The sequence below is a fragment of the Caulobacter sp. FG7 genome (assembly GCF_057808875.1).
Window position 1 is genome coordinate 1 of record NZ_JBMDIW010000061.1, and the last position, 4,864, is coordinate 4,864.

Genomic DNA, 4,864 nt, shown 5'->3' on the forward strand with positions numbered 1-4,864 from the left:
GCGGGCCCTTGGGGCCGCGGGCGAGGCGGCCCTACCGCCAGGCCGCGCTCGCGGACTTCCCGGGCGCGGGCGGCCGCCGATGGCGGCGCGCCGTGGCGCCCGTCGTCCCGCGTCCGACCGGTGGGGCCGGCCGGGCTGACGAGATCCCCACGGGATCTCGCCGCCGTCGACTCGCGACGGCGTAGCCCGCCGGACTGAGCCTGGGGGCGCCTCTTCGAAGATTATCCTGTCACCCGGCCCGTCAACCCGCTGGCGCGGGTTCCCCTCCGGGACCGCTGCGCGACCCCTCCGGTGACGGGCCGGGGCCCGACAGGAGGAGAGGGACAAAGGCGCTCAAGGGGAGCGTCGGTCCAGCCGGAGTCATCCCATGTCCACGACCCAGTTCGATCACCTCGAGCGTCAACTGATCCAGGCCCACATCGCCAGCGGCCAGCCTCGCTACAGTATCGTCCTGAAGCTGGCCGGCGGGGCCTTCATCCGTCACTGGGCCAGCGAACGCGACGAAGCCATGACCCGTCACGTGCTGGCGCTGGGCGAGGCCGGGATGATCTCGGTGGTGACCTTCGACCATCTGACCCTGCAGACCCTGGCGGCCGACTTCCCGCCGGACGGCAAGACCGCCGAGCAGTGGAGGATCGAGTGCGACGAGGCGATCGATCAGATGTTCGAGCGGTGGCTCGCCGCCGAGACACTGCACTAGGGGAGGGGGCGTCAGCCCCCTTTTTTGCCCCGTCGACGCCCTGGCGCCGGCGCGTCGCTGGGCGCCTCGCGCGAGGTCTCCTGCGCCAGGCGCTCAGCCGCCATGGCGTCGAAATCGGGCAGGTCGGGGACGGTCCGCGCCTTCACCGGGGCGATGGCCAGGCCCAGGGTCTCGGCGATCGCCAGCCGGTCGCGGGGACGGTGGACCCGGGCGTCGACGATGGCCAGGAGCCGGGCCAGCAGCGGGTCGTCGGGATCCTGCGCGGCCTCGGCCAGCAGCGTCGTCCCCAGCACGATCTTGGCCCGGGTCTCGCGCTTGCGTTCGGTCTGGTCGAGCAGGGCTTCGAGGCGTTCGACCCGGGCGCGCCACACAGCCAGGCGCTCTTCGTCGTCCTCGATCCTGGCCAGCGGCGTGACGTGTCCGCGGTTGCGGGGCAGGGACCCGCGCAGCCCCGACAGCGCCTCGCGGGCGCGATGCTCGCGATCGGCCAGGGCGACCTCGAGAGCCTGCAGACGCCGCTGGCGAGCGGCAGGGCTTTCGGGGCGGCGGCGGGAGCCAAGCGCGGAGACGGCGGGGTCGGGGGGCATGGCGTACGGCCGGTTGAAGGGCAAGCGGGAGGGGCGGCGGGTTGATTTCGGATGATGAGGAGCGTACCCCTGACCTGTCGTGGGTGACAAGGGCGCAGTTATGCATTGCTAGCAATGCCTGCGGCCGGCGTCATCGGGATGACGCCGTCAGCCAAGGGGCCAGCCCCTTAGCGATCCCCGCGCCCAGGCGCGAATTGGACCAGGAGATGCGGTGGCGCAGTTCCGGCTCGAAGTGCAGGCGATCAAGCGCGCCGACGGCCGATCGGCCGTCGCGGCGGCCGCCTATCGCGCCGCGACCAGCCTGCACGACCAGCGCCTGGAGATGACCTTCGACTACACCGCCAAGGGCGGGGTGGCCTTCTCAGGCCTGATGGCCCCGGACACCGCGCCGGCGTCGCTTACCGATCGCGAGCGCTTGTGGAACGCGGCCGAAGCGGCCGACAAGCGCGCGGATTCGCGCACCGCCCGCGAGGTGCTGATCTCCCTGCCGCACGAGCTGTCGGATGATCAGCGCCACGCCCTGGTCCGGGCCTTCGTCCAGGACAGCCTGGTGGCGCGGGGCATGATCGCCGACTACGCGATCCACGATCCCGACGCCCACGGCGACCCGCGCAATCACCACGCCCACATCCTGGTCACCACAAGGCGGGTGACCCCCGAAGGCTTTGGGCTGAAGGGTCGCGAGTGGGACAATCCCGACGCGGTGAGAGCCCTGCGGCTTGAGTGGTGCGAGATCCAGAACCAGCATCTGCGCCAGCACCTGGGGCCCGACGCGCCGCAGGTGACGCACAACAGCCTGGCCGACCAGGGCGAGGCGCGCGAGCCCACCATCCACCTGGGCCCGTCGGCCTCGGGCATGGAGCGACGCGGCGAGGCCTCCGACCGCGGCGACATCAACCGCCGGGTCCGCGAGCGCAACCAGGCGCGCAAGGACGGGCCGGCCAGGCTGCGCGATCTGGAAGACCGGATGGCCGAGGGCCTGACGCGCGGACCCTATCCGATCGGCGCGGTGATCCGCGAATTCGAGACGATCCACGCCACCATGATCGCCGAACGCGACGGCTGGGCGCGCGAACTTGGCCGCCTGCAGCGGCCCGCTGCGCCCCGGGCCGGCGATATCGTGCGCGAGGTTCTGGCCGAGGCGGCGTCGGCGCGGGCGCTGGCCAAGGGGACGCTGATCGCCACCGAAGGCAGGATCGCCCGTGGGCGGGCCAGGCGCGCCAGCCTGGCCCGTTGGATCCGCAATCCGGCGCGGATGATCTGGGCGGCCCATGCCGAGCTCAACGCCCTGGCCCGCGCCCGGCAGGCCGCGCGCCTGGCGGAGATCGGCTATGCGGTGCGGCGCGACTGGCTGCGCGGTCCCGAGGGACGGGCTTTCCTGGCCGCGCGACTGGATCCCGAAAAGCAGGCCGCCGAGGCGGCGCGGCGTGAAGGACGGACCCTGGAGCGCAAGATCAGGCGAGCCGACGCGCGTATCGAAGCAGTGGCGCGCACCCGAACCCGCCTGATGGTCGCCAGGGAACTGGGCGAGGACGCCCTGGTCGCGCCCTCGCAAATGGCTCTTGGCGTCGGCCAGGCGGTGCGCGAGGTCGACCGGCGGGTGGTCGAGGCGATCGCCCGTCACCCGGTGGCGGCCCAGCAGAAGGGCCTGAACAAGGTTCTGGGCCTGGCCAAGGGCAAGGTTCCGTTCCTGGGGCCCGAGCCCTAGCCCCCTAGAATTGACGGATTGAAACGGCCGCCGGCCCTTGCTCGACTATCGCGCGGGGGCTTGGAGGCGATGATGGCCAAGGGGCCCAAGGCGCTCGCGATCCTGGTCCTTGGCCTGGCGGGCATGGTGGCGGGGTCATGGGCGGCCGGTCAGTCGGCGGCCCTGCAGTTTGGCTATCCGGCCGCCTTCGGCCCCGGCTGGGGCGTGGTCGGGCCCGTGCGGCTCTATGCGCCGTGGGCGTTCCTGGCCTGGTACGGCCGCTGGGCCGGGACCTATCCGCAGGTCTTCGACCAGGCCGCCCTGATCGGGCTTGCGGTGTTTCTCTGGCCGCTGCTGATGGTCATCGGCCTGACGCGTCGGTTCGTGGCGCGGCCCGGGCCCTTCGGCAAGGCCGCCTGGGGCGATCTGGCGGACGCCCGGCGCGCCGGGCTTGTGGCGGGGGCAAGGTTGCAGGGCAGGGTGCTGGGCCGCCTGAAGGGCCGGCTCCTCAGCATCGTCATGCTGGTTCACTGCGTGATCGTGGGCGCTTCGCGCTCGGGGAAGGGGGCGGGCCATGTGGTGCCCTCCATGGTCAGTTGGGGCGAAAGCCTGTTCGCCTACGACCGCAAGGGCGAACTCTGGCACATCACCGCCGACCATCGCCGCACCTTCTCGCACACCTTCTATTTCGCCCCGACCGATCCCAACACCGCGCGCTGGAACCCGTTGTTCGAGGTCCGCAAGGGTCCCATGGAAATCGCCGACATCCAGAACATCGTCGGCATCCTGGTCGACCCGATCGGACTGAAGGGCGGCAATCTCGATTTCTTCGACCAGAGCGCGGCCAACTTCTTCACCGGCGTGATCCTGCACTGCCTCTACGCCGAGCCCGACGAGCACAAGACCCTGGCCCATGTCCGTCGGCTGCTGATCGACATCGAGGCGACGCTGGACGCCATGCTGGCCACCCAGCACCGCTGGCGTCCCGACCCGGCCGCCGCGGACGGCCTGGCGCGCGACGATGACGGCGAGCCCGTCGCCGAGATCCATCCCGAGGTCTGGCTTGGCGCGACGGCGTTCCGGTCGATGGAGCCCAGGGTGCGCTCGAGCGTGCTGGCCACGGCGCAGAAGTCGCTGGCCCTGTGGGCCGATCCGCTGGTGTGCCACGCCACCAGCGCCTCGGACTTCTGCATCGGCGACCTGGTCTGCGCGAAGGCGCCGGTCAGCCTCTACCTGATCACTCCACAGGCCCATGCCGATCGCCTGGCCTTCATGGTGCGGGTGATGCTGCGCCAGAGCCTCAACAGCCTGATGGAGACTGTGGACGCCGACAGCCGCGGGCGGCCCAAGCGCCACAAGCTGCTGATGATGCTCGACGAGTTTCCCAAGCTTGGCCCGCTGCCGTTCCTGGAGAACGCGCTCGGGGAGATGGCCGGCTACGGCATCGTCGCGCACCTGATCTGCCAGTCGTTCAACGACGTCTTCAAGTACTACGGCGTCCACACCTCGATCTTCGACAACTGCCACGTCACCGCCGCCTTCGCGACCTCCGAGCCCACCAGCATCGAGCGGGTGGTCAAGCGGGCGGGGCGGGCGCTGGAGATGCGCGAGAGCTTCAGCGACCCGCGCCTGGCCTTCGGCAAGGGCCATCACAGCCGCAACCAGGCCGAGGTCGAGCGCTATGTCCTGGCCGAGCAGGACGTGCGCGGGCTGGCGGCCGACAAGCAGTTCCTGTTCGTCAACAACGCCAAGCCGTTCGTCACCGACAAGATCCGCTACTGGGAGGCGCCGACGATCGCGGCGGTGACGCGCAACTTTTTCGCCGGGGAGCGAGCGCTGTTCGTTCAGACCCCCGAGACGCTCGACACCCCGGGCGCGCCGCCCAACGAC

4 protein-coding genes are annotated in these 4,864 nt (G+C 71.0%); 3 read left to right on the top strand and 1 reads right to left on the bottom strand.

The window, feature by feature from the left end; all coding sequences use genetic code 11:
* The first annotated feature begins 367 nt into the window (after positions 1 to 367).
* Positions 368 to 700: a hypothetical protein gene (locus ACODR1_RS24675; RefSeq protein ID WP_488882800.1), complete on the top strand. Its 333-nt coding sequence runs from the start codon at positions 368 to 370 to the stop codon at positions 698 to 700.
* An 11-nt stretch (positions 701 to 711) separates the two neighbouring features.
* On the opposite strand, the gene ACODR1_RS24680 is transcribed toward ACODR1_RS24675, so the two are convergent.
* Positions 712 to 1,287: a hypothetical protein gene (locus ACODR1_RS24680; RefSeq protein WP_488882801.1), complete on the bottom strand. Its 576-nt coding sequence runs from the start codon at positions 1,285 to 1,287 to the stop codon at positions 712 to 714.
* A 211-nt stretch (positions 1,288 to 1,498) separates the two neighbouring features.
* Here ACODR1_RS24680 and mobQ point away from each other — a divergent pair, with 211 nt between their 5' ends.
* Entirely contained in the window at positions 1,499 to 2,995 is a 1,497-nt protein-coding gene (gene mobQ, locus ACODR1_RS24685; RefSeq protein ID WP_488882802.1) for a MobQ family relaxase, read from the top strand.
* 72 nt (positions 2,996 to 3,067) lie between these two features.
* On the top strand, positions 3,068 to 4,864 hold a 1,797-nt coding region (locus ACODR1_RS24690), incomplete at its 3' end, for a type IV secretory system conjugative DNA transfer family protein (protein ID WP_488882803.1).